The organism is Desulfomonilaceae bacterium, from assembly GCA_041662605.1.
Taxonomy (GTDB): domain Bacteria; phylum Desulfobacterota; class Desulfomonilia; order Desulfomonilales; family Desulfomonilaceae; genus CAJBEZ01.
Map to the genome: position 1 here is coordinate 52998 of JBAZSD010000017.1, position 14165 is coordinate 67162.

General features: G+C 46.7%; 16 protein-coding genes. 14 read left to right on the top strand and 2 right to left on the bottom strand.

Annotated features, from left to right (window positions below):
* The first annotated feature begins 126 nt into the window (after nt 1-126).
* Together panB and WC647_13470 are read left to right on the top strand one after the other, a co-directional pair.
* Nucleotides 127-969 (top strand): 3-methyl-2-oxobutanoate hydroxymethyltransferase, encoded by an 843-nt coding sequence (gene panB / locus WC647_13465; protein ID MFA6223315.1) that lies wholly within the window; start codon nt 127-129, stop codon nt 967-969.
* Nucleotides 970-1077: 108 nt separating this feature from the next.
* Complete coding sequence (locus WC647_13470; GenBank protein MFA6223316.1) at nt 1078-2004, top strand: ketopantoate reductase family protein; 927 nt, start codon at nt 1078-1080, stop codon at nt 2002-2004.
* A gap of 91 nt (nt 2005-2095) precedes the next feature.
* Here WC647_13470 and WC647_13475 read toward each other — a convergent pair whose 3' ends face one another.
* Complete coding sequence (locus tag WC647_13475; GenBank protein ID MFA6223317.1) at nt 2096-3055, bottom strand: hypothetical protein; 960 nt, start codon at nt 3053-3055, stop codon at nt 2096-2098.
* An 848-nt stretch (nt 3056-3903) separates the two neighbouring features.
* Between WC647_13475 and nrdD the strand changes: the two genes are divergently transcribed.
* The 3 genes from nrdD to WC647_13490 all read left to right on the top strand — a co-directional run bounded on the left by nrdD (nt 3904) and on the right by WC647_13490 (nt 7196).
* Entirely contained in the window at nt 3904-6009 is a 2106-nt protein-coding gene (gene nrdD, locus WC647_13480; GenBank protein MFA6223318.1) for an anaerobic ribonucleoside-triphosphate reductase, read from the top strand.
* Nucleotides 6010-6124: 115 nt separating this feature from the next.
* Nucleotides 6125-6376: a hypothetical protein gene (locus WC647_13485; protein ID MFA6223319.1), complete on the top strand. Its 252-nt coding sequence runs from the start codon at nt 6125-6127 to the stop codon at nt 6374-6376.
* 106 nt (nt 6377-6482) lie between these two features.
* Nucleotides 6483-7196, top strand: coding sequence for an anaerobic ribonucleoside-triphosphate reductase activating protein (locus tag WC647_13490; protein ID MFA6223320.1), 714 nt, complete (start codon nt 6483-6485; stop codon nt 7194-7196).
* A 99-nt stretch (nt 7197-7295) separates the two neighbouring features.
* Here the strand turns inward: WC647_13490 and WC647_13495 are convergent, their stop codons facing one another.
* Nucleotides 7296-8072: an SDR family NAD(P)-dependent oxidoreductase gene (locus WC647_13495; protein MFA6223321.1), complete on the bottom strand. Its 777-nt coding sequence runs from the start codon at nt 8070-8072 to the stop codon at nt 7296-7298.
* Between the two features lie 299 nt (nt 8073-8371).
* Between WC647_13495 and WC647_13500 the strand changes: the two genes are divergently transcribed.
* The 9 genes from WC647_13500 to WC647_13540 all read left to right on the top strand — a co-directional run bounded on the left by WC647_13500 (nt 8372) and on the right by WC647_13540 (nt 14160).
* Nucleotides 8372-8743, top strand: coding sequence for a hypothetical protein (locus WC647_13500; protein MFA6223322.1), 372 nt, complete (start codon nt 8372-8374; stop codon nt 8741-8743).
* A gap of 1 nt (nt 8744) precedes the next feature.
* Nucleotides 8745-9689, top strand: coding sequence for a CBS domain-containing protein (locus tag WC647_13505; protein MFA6223323.1), 945 nt, complete (start codon nt 8745-8747; stop codon nt 9687-9689).
* A 155-nt stretch (nt 9690-9844) separates the two neighbouring features.
* Nucleotides 9845-10201, top strand: a complete 357-nt coding sequence (ndhC, locus tag WC647_13510) for an NADH-quinone oxidoreductase subunit A (protein MFA6223324.1) — start codon at nt 9845-9847, stop codon at nt 10199-10201.
* Nucleotides 10192-10701: an NADH-quinone oxidoreductase subunit B family protein gene (locus tag WC647_13515; GenBank protein MFA6223325.1), complete on the top strand. Its 510-nt coding sequence runs from the start codon at nt 10192-10194 to the stop codon at nt 10699-10701. The genes ndhC and WC647_13515 overlap by 10 nt, the downstream gene beginning before the upstream one ends.
* On the top strand, nt 10698-11201 hold the full coding sequence (locus tag WC647_13520; protein ID MFA6223326.1) for an NADH-quinone oxidoreductase subunit C: 504 nt from the start codon (nt 10698-10700) through the stop codon (nt 11199-11201). The genes WC647_13515 and WC647_13520 overlap by 4 nt, the downstream gene beginning before the upstream one ends.
* Nucleotides 11202-11213: 12 nt before the next feature.
* A complete protein-coding gene (gene nuoD / locus WC647_13525; GenBank protein MFA6223327.1) occupies nt 11214-12413 on the top strand; it encodes an NADH dehydrogenase (quinone) subunit D in 1200 nt (399 codons plus the stop codon).
* A 12-nt stretch (nt 12414-12425) separates the two neighbouring features.
* Nucleotides 12426-12779 carry a DRTGG domain-containing protein gene (locus WC647_13530; protein MFA6223328.1) on the top strand — a complete coding sequence of 118 codons (354 nt, stop codon included), beginning with the start codon at nt 12426-12428 and terminating at the stop codon, nt 12777-12779.
* Between the two features lie 61 nt (nt 12780-12840).
* Nucleotides 12841-13602 carry a PHP domain-containing protein gene (locus tag WC647_13535; GenBank protein MFA6223329.1) on the top strand — a complete coding sequence of 254 codons (762 nt, stop codon included), beginning with the start codon at nt 12841-12843 and terminating at the stop codon, nt 13600-13602.
* Nucleotides 13603-13620: 18 nt separating this feature from the next.
* A complete protein-coding gene (locus WC647_13540; GenBank protein MFA6223330.1) occupies nt 13621-14160 on the top strand; it encodes an ATP-binding protein in 540 nt (179 codons plus the stop codon).
* Nucleotides 14161-14165: the final 5 nt, after the last annotated feature.

Sequence of the window (14165 nt, forward strand, 5' to 3'; positions counted from 1 at the left end):
TTACAAATAGGTTTCTGCAAAAATTTTTGAATTGTAGAATGTTATCCAAGTCGGGAGTCACTGCCGGAGGCGGACATCATTCGTGATCAAATTAAATTTAGAAGAAGTCCTTGAAACGGAGGGACTATGGCGAAAATTACGATTAACACACTGAGAGAAAAAAAGGCCAAAGGCGAAAAGATGACTTTTCTCACGGCCTATGATTATCCTTTCGCAATTTTTGAGCAAAAAGCAGGGATAGATGTTGTCCTCGTTGGCGATTCAATGGGTATGGTAGTTCTAGGTTATAACTCTACACTGCCTGTGACCATGGATTTAATGATGCCACATGTGCAGGCCGTTCGGTTGGGCGCCCCTGATGTATATCTAGTAGGTGACATGCCATATATGAGCTACCAGATATCGAAGTCCGAAGCGATCAGAAACGCCGGCAGGTTTATGGCCGAAGCCGGATGCGACGGAGTGAAACTTGAGGGCGGTAGAGAGATGGCTGAAACTGTTAGAAGTCTTACCGATGCTACCATACCTGTTATGGGACACATTGGTCTTACTCCTCAGGCGGCGGCCCAGTTGGGAGGATTCAAGGCCCAGGGAAGAGATTTAAAGACAGCCCAAAGACTCATTGAAGACGCCCGAATTCTTGAAGAAGCAGGAGTGACGAGTCTCCTCATGGAGGGTGTGCCTGCCGAACTGGCGGAAATAATCACCAGACAGTCATCTGTCCCAACATTTGGCATAGGAGCTGGACCGCACTGTGACGGACAAGTTTTGGTTATTCATGACATGATTGGGATGTTCGATCGGTACACTCCTAAGTTTGTGAAGAGGTACAGGGAGATTGGAAATCAAATCATTGAAGCTCTTGAAGAATTCAAAAAGGATGTCACGGAAGGACAGTTTCCAGCAACAGAACACTGCTATTCAATGCCAAAGGAAGTGGCTGAGGAACTTGACCGTCTCTACAAATAATAGCCCCTTGGACGTGTCCAAGGTCGATTGACCTGTCTAGCGGAATATCGACCCGGCATAGCTAGGACACCGCAAACAAGAGTAATTCAATTAAATGGGATTTATTGTATGAAAATCGCAATAATAGGAGCTGGCTCTCTTGGGTCGGTAATGGGTTCGTTGCTGTGGGAAGCCGGGCTGGACCCGATGCTCATAGAACGGAACCAAGATGAAGTCGATCATGTGAGGGAAAATGGCATATGGATTGAGGGAGTTTCTGGCGATCGACTCGTTAAGCCTAGAATTTCCGTAGACACCGTCGAGCTGGAGAAGGCGGATCTTGTTATAGTATTGGTGAAATCCTACGACACTCGGGCCGCCTGTCAAACTATAGGCAAACTGATATCCGACCAAAGCGCCATTATAACGGTTCAAAATGGAGTTGGAAATTTCGAGATACTAAATCAGGCTTTCCCAGGCCAAGTCTTGATAGGCGTTACTACAATGGGGGCAATGACGCTCGGATTGGGTATGGTTCGGCATACTGGATTCGGTCCCACACATATCGGTGAAGTAGATGGTCGACTCTCAGATCGGGCGGTTGCGGTAGGACGCGCTCTTCAAATGATGAACGGAGGGCCGGTTGATGTTGTCGATAACGCCCTAGGTTCGGTTTGGTCGAAACTGATCATAAACGCGTCCATTAATGCTCCCGGAACATTGCTTCGGCTCCGTAACGGCGACTTGCCGATTACTGACGAAGGACGAACTTTGATAAGAAGGATTGTTCACGAATGTGTAAACCTAGCGAACGCTAAAGGGATCAATTTGATTTATGATGATCCTGAGGATCAAGTGATCAAAGTTTGTGAGGGGACGGCTGGAAACTTGAATTCTATGTTCCAGGACGTCATGGCTTGTAGAAGAACAGAGATTGACTTTATAAACGGAGCTGTGGCCTCGCAAGCAAAAGCTCTTGGACTGGAGGCCCCTGTGAATGAGACTCTGGCTTTGTTAATCAAGTCCATGGAATCCACCTATGGGATCCGGGTTTAGAACTAGGTAAATCTTTTAAACTCGGGAAAAAACGATAAGGACGTCGGTCCCACTTAGGGCGACGTCCTTTTTTTTTCAGATAGCGATGGGACTAAAAAAGTGAGCTTATGAAAGCGAATGGCAGCCCGATAATTTCGACTGCTGTTGACAGCAAATCAGCCCCTGACGCATCGTCTCTTTGGTCTGATGGGTAGGGCGACGGCGCTGTAACAGGAGCGCTTGCAGGGGCTAGTTTTATCGTGACGCCATCTCTTACAATCCTGTCACCCATATTAGGCGCTCCGAGCGAAGGCCGAGGAGCTGATGTGACATAATGGGACGGCATCATCCCGTTGGGGGCGTTTGTAGACGCATTGAAACGGGAAGGGGCGCAGATTGTAGGTGATGTCGGGAAATTACGGTTTTCATATGTTCCTGCCGGGAGTCTCCAGGAATTCTGGGTCAATGGATGAACCTTACGAATTGGTTTAGGCGAAACTGCGTATTGAGGTCCTGGCGAAACTTTCCTTATCTTTGTCGCGGCAGGTTTTTTGGAAGTCTTCTTTGGTTCCGCGACTGCCGTCACTTTTTCTTTAACGGGTTTAGCCTCTGTCACCACAGGCTTGGCCTCAATCTCCTTCGTTGGCTCAGACTTTTGTGGAGGCGGAGAAAGCACCAAGTCTTTTTCCAGATCGCCTTCCAGGTCCATGGAATCCTGTCTCGCTTCGGCGACAAGACCGGAAGTTCCAAGTCCAACTGCTTCGACACGAGGCGGAGGCGCCATAGCTGCGCTTGATTTGGGCTTGAACGCGATCGCTGGACGAGCGCTCACACGTTGATCGGAGTTTGCAGCCACATTTTCGGCCTTTAGGTTTATTGACTGCGTATCCTCATCTACAATGGTCTTAAGTCCGGATTTGTACTCTGCTTTGACTACCGCGCCAGGTTTCAGATACAGGGGAGTCGACGCCTGACTCGCCGCCGCGTTCGCTAGCGCTCCGAGATTCCCGGCGCAAACCCACGACGCCGTCAATATCAGGATGACCGCGGTAAATGACAATTTTTTTAACATGAGAATGTCTCCTTTCGCCAGACCACCCTGACGGAGGGTCTATTGAAAAATTGGAATTTGACGGGTGGGTTGAATGCTCCCTCCTCCCCGATCGATAGGAGGGGCATAGCATAACAAATACCGTGTGTCAACAGAATGTTATCTATAATAATTAAAGTAATAGATTATGTATAAATGACTATGCGTTAAAATATTATGACTTTATTTGGTTGATTGTCTTTGAGATATGTCCAATCCGATGAAACGCCTTTTGCAGGCACGAGAGTCCATGACTCAATCTGAATCAGTATAGATAACTCACTGTTATCAGAAGGTTAATTAGTATCTTCCTGTTTGGAGTGAGCTTTTCGTCCCATATACGTTCCTGGTGACTTTTGGATTTCAAAAAGGTCTAAAACGCGCCTCATGGGCTGAAAGCTGACAATCACTCGTAGTTTAAGAATTAGTAAAATCAATATGATATGCGTATTAGGTTAACTTGCTTGACAAAAAAAATATCGGCTGGAATATCACCCACCTAGGTCTCGCGGACTTAAACTTCCTGATTTTGTTCTTGACACACTATATGTTGTGGTAATAAGAGTTAGCTCCACAAAATGAGCTGTTTTGGTGGATGAATGCAGCGCTTCTACCGGTTTGGTTTCAACAGGTTCCGGTAGTTTTCTCGAGTCACTATCAGCTTTCGAAGTATTTTCGTTGAAAACATAGGAGTAGGTAACCATCGTTGATTAGCTTGCGATTTTAGCAAGCTAATCAAGGGATAGGTTTCTAGAGATATAAACCCGTTATAACAAATTATTATTACTCTATTAATTGGTTACATAATTTACCCAAGAAAGGGGAATCATATGGCTAGCGTGGCGGAATTGAATGAATTCAGAAAAGATGCGCAAAAAAGATACGAAACCACTGACATGGCCCTCTTTGTTAGGACCTCAAGCGAGGCCATGGATGGGTGGGATACGACTCGGATAGTTGACGCTCTGCTGAAAGAGACGTTTATTGACGGTGGCACTGCGGAAGAGATCAGCCTCGAAGTTGAAAACGATATCAAGAGAAGTGGAATTAAGGTTATAACCGCTCCTCTTGTCCGTGAAATGGTTAACGCAAAATTGCTTGAGCGCGGTTTGGAATCGGCCCGCAGACTCCACACGAGATTGGGATCTCCACTTTATGATGTAGATGAGCTTATCACACGGCCCAACAAGGAAAATGCAAATGTACCCCATGGCCCTGAGGCCACAAACCTGACTTTGGCCGAGAACATAAAAAAAGAGTATGCGTTGTTGACGGTATTCGATCAGACGGTCGGAGACGCCCACATGCGTGGGGATATTCATCTTCATGACCTTGGTTTTATCGATAGGCCATACTGTTCAGGTCAATCCCTTGAGTATATTAAGAAATTCGGCCTCAATTTGCCGAATTCTCTGGCCATGGCCAACCCGGCGAAGCACCCTGAAGTTCTTTTAGCCCACATGGTGAAATTCGCGGCGGCTCTTCAAAGTCATTTTGCCGGAGCTATAGGCTGGGACGCCGTGAACCTGTTTTTCGCTCCTTACTTGAGGGGGCTTGACGACAGTGAAGTCCGACAACTGGCTCAAATGTTGATTTTTGAATTTTCTCAGCAGGCAGTAGCTCGAGGTGGACAGGCCATCTTTACAGACATTAATCTGTATTGGGAGATTCCCAAACACTTTGAGAACGTTCCTGCGATTGGACCAGGTGGGGTGTTCACCGGTCTTACTTACGCGGACTATTTACCGGAAGCGCAAAAATTTGTGTGGACGCTATTTGACGTATATCGAGAAGGTGACGGCGCGGGAAGACCTTTCTTTTTTCCAAAACCTTTGGTTCACATAACCGAGAAATTCTTTTTGACTCCTGGCCATGAAGCTTTCTTACGCCACATCTGTGACATAGCGTCCGAAAAAGGCAACACGTATTTCGTTTTTGATCGGGGAGAAACGGCTAAAATTTCAGAATGCTGCCGCCTATCCTTCAAGCTGGAAAAAAGCGATCTTGATGACGCTAAACAGCCCTGGAAGATGCGATACTCAGCGATGCAGAATGTGACTGTGAATCTTCCGCGGATTGCCTATGAGGCCAAAGGCGATGATTCTAAACTGTTTTCTATTTTGACTGAGAGAATCTGTATTGCCGCAGAAGCTCACATGGAGAAAAAGCGATTTATCGAAAGACTGTTGGCTTTGGGTGAAACCGGTCCGCTGGCCTTGTTAACAATGGATAGGGACGAGGAGCCTTACTTGAGAATGCGAAGGGTAACCTACTTGATTGGTATGGTGGGATTGAACGAGATGGTTCAGTTTCACACTGGGGAAGAATTGCATGAAAGTGAAGCTGCTCTCAAGTTCGGTTTGAAAGTCATCGCCCACATGAATCTCACTTCCGCCAGGCTTGGCAGGAAACACAACATGAGGTTTGTACTCGAGCAGACTCCTGCCGAAAGCACAGCTTACAGGTTCGCTAAACTTGACATGAAGCAATTTCGCGAGGCTGAATCAGTGGTGAAGGGAAATTTGAGCACCGAAGAAATTTACTATACCAACTCCACTCTATTCAATGTTTCGGCGCCTTTAGACGCCATAGCCAGAGTAAAGAGAGAAGGGCTGTTTCATCCATTGATCGAAGCAGGATCTTTGACTCATATCTGGCTGGGTGAAACAAGGCCCAATCCGGACTCTCTGGCCAACTTTGTGATCAAGATATTCAGAAATACCCAGAACGATCAGGTCGCGTTTTCTCCGGAACTTACCACCTGTGTTTCCTGCGGACGAACTACCAGAGGGCTTCATGATTCTTGCCAGTACTGTCAGTCGACAAAGGTGGAACAGATTACCCGTATCACTGGATACTTCACCAAGGTGTCGAGCTGGAACAAGGGTAAGAGGGGAGAACTTAAAGATAGGTACAAAAACACCATTCTGAAATGATTCTTAACGATCACGAAGCGCATCTAGAGTCATTTCAAAAAGTGAGTTTTCACCCTAATAACAACCTGGGGCCGCCACTGGGGCGGCCTCACTCTGCCAAAGTAGGAGGCTAGTTTTGACATATTTATTTACGAAACAGGGATGCGGTAAATGTGATTGGGTTAAGGACCAGGTTGACCTCGAGAAGTTATCTGACGTCAAGGTCATGCAACTCGATTCTCAAAATTCGGAGGCCCTTGCCCTTCTAGCCTACTACGAGTGTGTGGCTCTTTCAGAAAAGAAGCTACCCATATTGGTTTCAGATGACAGTGCCGTTATTACGAGTGTTGGAGAAATAAGAAATTACCTTGTCAATTTGAATGTGTGATTTCTCCTGTTTAAGCGAAGATGAAGCAAAGCCGGAAGTTTGATTCTTGTTTGGTTGCTCAGGATAGGCGCAGTTCTATGGAACAAATGTTGAACTGGTGGGAACAATGAACATCCCGAAAATAAAAGGGTTTTTGCCGTTGTCCATGTTAGATTGGCCCGGAAAGGTTTCCTCGGTCATTTTTCTCGGTGGGTGCCCTTTTCGGTGTCCTTTCTGCCACAACCATGAATTGGCGCTTTCTCCTGAAAAGCTTCCGGATCAATCTTTGGATTACGTTATCAGCTTTCTTAAGGAGAGGGCGAAGTGGATCGACGGGATCACTGTTACAGGAGGAGAACCGACTTGCCACGAGGGGCTACCGCGCCTTCTGGAGAGGTTTAAGGATCTTAGGCTGTCAGTGAAACTCGATACAAACGGCTCGAACCCACGGATGCTGGAGCGCCTGCTTAAAGAGGACTTGATCAGCGCCGTTTCGATGGATATCAAAGCGCCTTTGGACCCCCTTCTGTACTCAAAATTGGCGGGCGTTTCAGTCAACATGGGAAGCATAAGTAAGAGTATTGAGATTCTGAAAAAATCGGATATCGTTGTTTTTTTCAGGACCACAGTGATTCCTGGGTTCATAGGCGAACAAGAACTCCAGCTAATCAAGGACCAACTAGGCGATATTACATGCTATTCAATTCAAAGATTCCGTAACAAAGATACGTTGGACCCTGAATTCAAAAAAATACCGGATTTGGATCTGGGTGTCTTTGACTATCTTCAGCTAAAATTTGCACAGACCGATTTGCACCCGGCGCCTTATTGCATGAACTGAACAAAACCCGGAAAAACAATTCGTATTTATTCCCATGAAAAAACGATATATGTTAACTGATCAGGATCCTTATCAGTGAATTAGCTCAAAATCATTGGGTCACATGCCCCAACCACCTGTGACTTCCAGAACCGCTCCAGTTATAAACCCGGCCTCATCGGACAACAGGAAAGATATTGGCGCTGCGATCTCATCGGGGTCGGCCATACGTCCCATGGGGGTTTCTCGGATGAAAGCTTCCTGATATTTCGGGCTCATCATGTCCCTGATTGTCGGTGTTGCCGTCAAGCCCGGCATTACTGCGTTGACTCGTATCCCTTGAGACGCGAATTCTCTTGCAAGCGCTTTGGTGAGTCCTACGAGACCAGCCTTTGCAGTGCAATATGGCGATTCCCCTTTTGTCCCAACTTTTCCATAAATCGATGAGAGATTTACGATGCGTCCGTCACCCTGCCTAATCATTAAAGGGACACATTCCTTTACGCAATTAACCGTACCCATTATGTGAACACTAAATACGTCCAGAAAACTCTTGTCAGAAAGTTTCAAGAACCCTCCGGGCCGGTCGAGCCCAGCGTTATTCACAAGTATATCCAACCTGTTAAGGATTGAAGACATTTTCTGAATGCAATCATGAACCTGCTGAGGGTTCGATACGTCGGCCTGAAGGGCGAGGCCAGAGCCTCCAGCGTTTTGAATCAGTTCGATAGTTTCCTCGGCAGAGCTAATATTCCAATCAAGGACCCCGACAAATGCCCCCTCGCTCGCTAGTCTTAGCGACACGGCGCGACCTATACCTTGACCCGCCCCTGTAACAATACCAACCTTTCCCTTAAAGCGATTGCAATGGAAGTTTCCATTAATTTTTTCTGACATGGTCAAACATCCCTCTTTCGAAAGGCGATCAAAAACTCGATTTATTTGTAAGTGGAGTCGTTTAACTCAGCTTAGCAAGACGATTCATATCAAACAAGCGCGTTTATATAATCTTTGAGATTTCGACCCAAGAGTCCAGCATAAAGTAGAGGATAATGAACGGGGGTTGGAACAACCTTCCAAGGAAAGCAGAGGAATTGAGTTTTTGACCTGTTTTAAATCTGTTTTGGATCTTGACAATATCACGCCGGAATGTTTCAATTATTCGCTTTGTTACCGTATTCCATGATGGAGAGTTCATGAAGATCCGGGAAATGATCGAAATACTGCAGGGGAAGGTCCTTGTTGAGAATCACGGCCCGGATGAAGAATTACCCATTGGGGGAGCCGCTGATCTCATGAGTGATGTCCTGGCGTTCGGGTCAGAAGGCATGGCTCTGCTCACAGGTCTGACCAATCCTCAGGTCGTGCGTACGGCCGAGATGGCCGGAATTAACGTAATCGTTATCGTTCGGGACAAGACTCCTCCTCCTGAAACCCTTGATCTGGCGCGCGATTTGGGGATAACACTGATGCGAACCGGTTATACGATGTATGAGGCGTGTGGCAGACTGTATAAAGGGGGGCTTCCCGGCCTTGGTCTGGTGAAAATAGAGAACGATTCGTGGTGATATGTCTATTCAGGAAATCACAAAGGTTCAAGAACTGATCTACACGACGCGGGTAGAGTCGGTCATGGCGGTAAATGTGATTGTTGTGAGCCCTTCCATGACCATGTCTCAGGTCAAAGATCTGATGCGCGACAAACGTATATCCGGCGCTCCAGTTGTCAAAGACGGCCACGTAATCGGGATAGTGACAATGACGGATGTGATCCGTTCTATGGAAGGTCCCGGACTTCACGCCTCAGTTACTCAGATCATGACTACCGAAGTGGTAACGGTTCTTAAGGACGCCATGGTGGCTGACGTAGTCAACAGCCTTGGACCTAGAGGTTTTAGTAGGCTCCCCGTTGTGGACCATGATGGAAAGCTGGTTGGTATAGTCACTACCGGCACACTCATGAAATCGCTTCTTCTCCAGATGGACAAGAGTTTTCAGAAAAGCGAAGCTGAGAAACTATATACTTACAGAGCAAGCCATATATTCCAGGATATATCATCAGATGATACGAGTTTGACTTTGAGATATTTTGTAAACGAGAGAGATTTTGACAACGCCGGAAAAGCTTCAAGTCTTATCAAAAGATCTCTACAGCGGTTGGTTGTCCGTCCCCAGATTGTTCGTCGGATCGGAGTCGCTGTATATGAGGCGGAGATGAATCTAGTGATTCATACTGATATTGGCGGAGAAATAGTCGTTGAAGCGCGAAAGGCCCGCGTGAATATTTCCGCGGTTGATCATGGTCCGGGCATAGGGGACCTTAAACAGGTGCTTCAACCTGGCTTCTCCACAGCGCCTGAGTGGATTCGAGATATGGGGTTTGGGGCCGGAATGGGTTTGGCAAATATAAGAAGGGTTTCAGATCTTATGAAGATCACTTCTGAGCCGGGCCAAGGCACCAGACTTGAAATGGTTTTCAATTTTGGTCCGGAGGTCATTGCTCCAAAAACGTGATTACAAAAAGCTTGACTACACAATCTCAATAAACTAAAGTTCAGCCATTCAACGTCTGATTCATCATGAATCAAAATGCGTATCAAAACAGGCTGATAAGCTTAGAAAATTTGTTTAAACTCCATGGGGGAATCGGCTTTGAACGGAGAAGTCGGATGATTGAGAGTTACGTTCCAATTCTGGTTATCATTTTAGTCGCCGCATTCATCGGTTCGGCTATTATAGTTCTGTCAACCGTCTTAGCTAAACGTACTCCTACTCCTGTTAAACTCATGCCCTATGAGTGCGGGATGGACCCGATTGGTGGAGCGAGACAGCGCTTTTCTGTTCGTTTTTTCATTATCGGCATGCTATTTATTGTTTTTGACATAGAACTTATATTCTTATTCCCGTGGGCAAAAATATTCGATAAACTAATGTTTTTTGGTTTTGTAGAGATGCTTTTGTTTGTCGCTGTTCTCTTGGTTGGTTTAGTCTACGTCTGGAAAAAAGGTGCTCTTGAATGGGAATAGAAAATCACCTCGATAACACTGTTCATGTAACGAATCTCGAATGGTTCGTAAATTGGGCGAGAAAATCGTCCATGTGGCCGCTCGGATTTGGCTTGGCCTGCTGTGCTCTGGAAATGATAGCGACATTTGTAAGTCGTTATGATCTGGCGCGTTTCGGCATGGAGGTCGCCCGCCCTTCACCTAGGCACGCGGATCTGATGATAGTTTCAGGAACCGCGTCCAAGAAGATGCTACCGGCGGTTCTTCGCATTTACGAGCAGATGGCTGAGCCTAAATGGGTGGTGGCTATGGGAGCTTGCGCCTGTTCCGGTGGTATATACAAGAATTATGCGGTCGTTCAGGGCATTGATCGTCATTTACCTGTTGACGTTTATATACCAGGATGTCCCCCCAGGCCTGAAGCTCTTCTTGACGGTATACTTCAACTTCATGCCAAGGTTATGAAAGAACAGTCGATCCGGAATCCTAGAGTTGGAAGGATTAAGGTGGCTGGACGATGAACGACGAACGAATTAAGGCGAAACTCAATGAAAAGTTCGGGCCAGACACTTTCCAGTTCCAAACTATCTTTGATCAGATGAGTGTCTGTGTCCCACCAGAGTTAATTGTGGACATATGTTTCTTTCTCAGAGATGATCCGGAACTTGAATTCGATTTTCTGTCATTTGTCGGAGCTGTTGATTACTATCCGTCGAGTCCTCGTTTCGAGTTGGTATACCAGTTGTATTCACTTCCTAATGTTAAGAGATTCAGATTAAAGACGAAGATAAACGAAACCGATGAAGGTCAGGCCTCCATTGAGTCCGTGTGTAAGGTTTGGCCCACCGCCAACTGGCACGAGAGGGAAACTGCGGAAATGTTCGGAATGGTTTTTATCAATCACCCGGATCCTAGAAAATTACTTCTACCGGATGAATGGCAGGAGCATCCTCTTAGGAAAGATTTTCCCCTGCTCGGCACAGAGGACACCCCTGATTTGCCCTCTCAGATCAAATTTTGAGGTAGTGAGGTCATGGCGCAAGAGTTGAGCCACCGGGCCGATATCAGAAGCGAGATCATGGAGATAAATCTGGGGCCCCATCACCCCAGTACCCACGGAGTCTTTCGCGCAATAGTTGAACTCGATGGAGAGATAGTCCAAAACGTGGTTCCATACCTAGGATATCTTCATCGTGGGTATGAAAAGACCTGTGAAAGCAAAAAATACCATCAGATAATTCCACTCACAGAACGATGTGATTACATGGGCGCGTCGAGTAATTCTCTGGCCTTCTGTCTCACGTTGGAAAAAACGCTTGGTGTGGAAATACCCCAAAGAGCCCAGGTCATCCGTGTTATGATGGCTGAACTCTCGAGGATATTTAGTCATCTTTTCTGGCTGGGAACCCACGGTCACGATGTGGGAGCCATGACACCTCTGTTTTATATGCTTCGCGAACGCGAAGAGATCATGAATCTGTTCGAACTCACGGCCGGTGGCAGGCTGATGCCGAACTATATCCGGATCGGCGGATTGGCCAAAGACCTCGAAGAAGGCTTTGTAGAAAGGCTTCAGGCTTTTACAAACCATTTTGACGCCCGGGTGGACGAGTACGAGACCTTACTCACCAAGAACGCGATTTATATGGATAGGACCCAGGGCATTGGCTTTCTGCCTCTCGACAAGGTGATTGCCTTGGGGGCCAGTGGCCCTATGATCAGGGCTTCAGGAAAGGCATGGGACATCAGAAAGTCCGAGCCGTACTGTGGATACGATCAATATGATTTTGACATACCGGTACAATATGGTTGTGATGTTTATTCAAGATACCTTGTCAGAGTTGAAGAGATGCGTCAGAGCAACAGGATTCTGAAGCAGACTATCAAGATGTTACCTGAAGGTCCTATCCGAGCCGCAGCCCCTGGGAAAATTTTTCCTCCTCAGGAAGACATTTACACGAAAATGGAAGCCGTTATTCATCATTTCATGCTGATTGTTGAAGGGCTCAGACTTCCCGTAGGAGATTGTTATCAGTGTATAGAGTCTCCACGAGGAGAATTGGGATGTTACATAGTGAGTGATGGTGGGCCGAACCCGTATAGACTAAAGTGGAGAGCGCCGGCCTTCGTGAATCTGCAAACTCTCTCTGAGATGAGCAGAGGATGTTTCTTTGCCGATCTTATCGCAATATTGTCTAGTGTAGATATAGTCTTGGCCGAAGTTGACAGATAGAGAAAGCTTGTTATGGCTCAAATGACGTTAGCGGATCTTGTAGAATCGTTGGATCTTACGGTCAGCGCAGGCGCTCAAGACCTCGCGAGAGAAGTTGCCGGGGGCTACGCTAGTGACCTTTTGAGTGATGTTATCGCAAACTCAAAAGAGGGTGACGTGTGGATGACACTTCAACTGCACCAGAACATTATCGCCGTGGCGTTTCTTAACAATTTGGCCGGAATAATAATTGTGAACGGACGTCAGCCTGAAGAGGCCACCATCAAGAAGGCTGAGGAGCAGGGTGTGGTTGTAATGTGTAGCTCTCTGCCGACCTACGAAGTGGCTGGTCGATTATATAAACTCGGAGTCAGAAGAGAAACCTGAATACTTCATAAGATTTTTCCTGGCGAGCTTGAGGGCGCCTCAGAGACGGTTGAGTTTCTGGATGTGTTCACTGAAGATTCTAAGGCTTGATTTGCACATCCATTCGACTCTGTCCCCTTGTACTGAACTCGGAGATATGACGCCAAGAGCGATTGTAAGAGCATCGATAGAAAAGGGCCTTGATATGATAGCCATTTGTGATCACAACTCGTCGAGAAACGCCGGAGCGGCTATAAAGGCTGCTCAAGGATCTCCATTGAGTGTGATACCGGGCATTGAAATCACTTCCAGTGAAGAGACGCACATATTGGGACTGTTTCCGACTTTGAAGAAGGCTACGGCTGCTCAAGAAGAAGTGTACTCTCGTCTGCCGGGGACGAATGATGAAAAGGCTATAGGTTATCAGGTAGTAGTGGATGAATATGATATGGTTGAGGACCTGGAACAGGCGCTGTTGATTGGAGCCACTACGCTGAACATCTATCGGGTAGTCAAGTTGATACACACTCTAGGCGGATTGGCGGTTGCATCGCACGTAGACAGACCTGGTTTCGGAATATTTAGCCAACTCGGCTTTATCCCTGATAATCTGGAATTAGACGCGCTGGAGATTTCAAAACACATAGACGTTGATGATGCCAGAAAAAAGTATCATCAGCTTGTCGATTATACCTTGGTGACATCCTCCGACGCCCATTATGTTTCTGACATTGGCGCCGCCTATACGGAGGCCGAGATGGCAGAGGCTTCCTTTGCAGAGCTAAGTTTGGCCATCAGGGGCAACGAGGGGCGACGAATCATTAAGCCTTACAGGCTTGCGTGAAAGCGCTGGCAATGAGTGATGGAGGATTTGTCTCTTCACATCCTAGATGTGGCTGAGAATGGAATTTCGGCTGGGGCTTCCCTCATAAAGATTTTGATTGAAGAGAAAATTGACGCTGACTTGTTGACCATAGTCATAGAGGATAACGGGAAGGGAATGAGTTCAGAATTTTTGGATAGAGTCTTGGACCCATTTGTCACCACACGAACAACTCGAAAAGTGGGACTTGGTCTTTCCCTTTTTCAGCAATCGGCTCAGGAAGCGGAAGGTGACCTTTCTGTGGAATCAACCCTTGGATTGGGAACAAGGGTATGTGTGAATATGAAGCGCAGCCACATCGACAGGAAACCTTTAGGGGACATGGTTTCCACGATGCTGACTCTTGTAGAGGGTAATCCTGAGACCGATTTCGTCTATTGTCACAAGAAAAACTTTAGGGAATATGTTTTGGATACGAGAGAGATTCGGGTGGAGTTGGGTCGGATTCCCATGAACCATCCAATGGTAGTGTCATTGATTAAAGAAAACATCGCCGAGGGGCTCAGAGAATTAGACTGAGCGTC

Coding starts and splice junctions, on each gene's coding strand:
- WC647_13500 (MFA6223322.1), top strand. CDS start 8,372: ATGAAGATCCGGGAAATGATCGAAATACTGCAGGGGAAGGTCCTTGTT.
- panB (MFA6223315.1), top strand. CDS start 127: ATGGCGAAAATTACGATTAACACACTGAGAGAAAAAAAGGCCAAAGGC.
- ndhC (MFA6223324.1), top strand. CDS start 9,845: ATGATTGAGAGTTACGTTCCAATTCTGGTTATCATTTTAGTCGCCGCA.
- nuoD (MFA6223327.1), top strand. CDS start 11,214: ATGGCGCAAGAGTTGAGCCACCGGGCCGATATCAGAAGCGAGATCATG.
- WC647_13475 (MFA6223317.1), bottom strand. CDS start 3,055: ATGTTAAAAAAATTGTCATTTACCGCGGTCATCCTGATATTGACGGCG.
- WC647_13540 (MFA6223330.1), top strand. CDS start 13,621: ATGGAGGATTTGTCTCTTCACATCCTAGATGTGGCTGAGAATGGAATT.
- WC647_13515 (MFA6223325.1), top strand. CDS start 10,192: ATGGGAATAGAAAATCACCTCGATAACACTGTTCATGTAACGAATCTC.
- WC647_13520 (MFA6223326.1), top strand. CDS start 10,698: ATGAACGACGAACGAATTAAGGCGAAACTCAATGAAAAGTTCGGGCCA.
- WC647_13505 (MFA6223323.1), top strand. CDS start 8,745: ATGTCTATTCAGGAAATCACAAAGGTTCAAGAACTGATCTACACGACG.
- WC647_13470 (MFA6223316.1), top strand. CDS start 1,078: ATGAAAATCGCAATAATAGGAGCTGGCTCTCTTGGGTCGGTAATGGGT.
- WC647_13495 (MFA6223321.1), bottom strand. CDS start 8,072: ATGTCAGAAAAAATTAATGGAAACTTCCATTGCAATCGCTTTAAGGGA.
- nrdD (MFA6223318.1), top strand. CDS start 3,904: ATGGCTAGCGTGGCGGAATTGAATGAATTCAGAAAAGATGCGCAAAAA.
- WC647_13490 (MFA6223320.1), top strand. CDS start 6,483: ATGAACATCCCGAAAATAAAAGGGTTTTTGCCGTTGTCCATGTTAGAT.
- WC647_13530 (MFA6223328.1), top strand. CDS start 12,426: ATGGCTCAAATGACGTTAGCGGATCTTGTAGAATCGTTGGATCTTACG.
- WC647_13535 (MFA6223329.1), top strand. CDS start 12,841: ATGTGTTCACTGAAGATTCTAAGGCTTGATTTGCACATCCATTCGACT.